Annotated in this window: 2 protein-coding genes; one reads left to right on the plus strand and one right to left on the minus strand. The window is 52.6% G+C overall.

Going from position 1 to position 532, the window contains the following annotated elements:
• Positions 1-318, plus strand: a 318-nt coding sequence (locus ACTHUE_RS20050) for a sterol desaturase family protein (protein WP_440424284.1), incomplete at its 5' end; no start/stop codon positions are given.
• A gap of 8 nt (positions 319-326) precedes the next feature.
• Here ACTHUE_RS20050 and ACTHUE_RS20055 read toward each other — a convergent pair.
• On the minus strand, positions 327-532 hold a 206-nt coding region (locus ACTHUE_RS20055; RefSeq protein ID WP_440424285.1), incomplete at its 5' end, for an MmcQ/YjbR family DNA-binding protein.

Consider the following 532-nt stretch of genomic DNA (forward strand, 5'->3'; position numbering starts at 1 on the left):
GCTGTGACCGCATTCATCGGTATCTTGACCCATTGCAATGTCGACATGAAAACGGGTGTGCTCGACTATGTCTTCAGCACGCCGCGCCTACATCGTTGGCACCATTCAAAACAGCTTCCGGAAGGCAATACCAATTACGGCGAAAACCTCGTCATCTTCGATATTCTCTTTGGCTCCTACCATAACCCTGACCGACCCTCATCAACTGATATCGGCATCAAGGGTGAGATCGCCAAGGGGTTTTTGCCACAGCTCGTGCAGCCCTTCACCAAAGAAGGCGTCCGCCAGATCATCGGCAAGGACAAAAAGGTCAATTGAAGCGGAAATTATAGGGCGGGTGCGGGATCGATCACGATGCCCAGCTCTCCTCGCAGTTTTTTTGTCAGGCCGGCTGCCACAAGCTCATAGGAGCGGCGAACATAGTGCTCCACTTCTTCCCGTTCGAGCGGAGAATGATCGGCAATCGATATCCATTTGCGTTTCGCAAAATACGGCGCCTGGGCGATACCTTCGAGCGCAGTGAGGATTTCAA

This window comes from Neisseria sp. P0021.S005, from assembly GCF_051956955.1.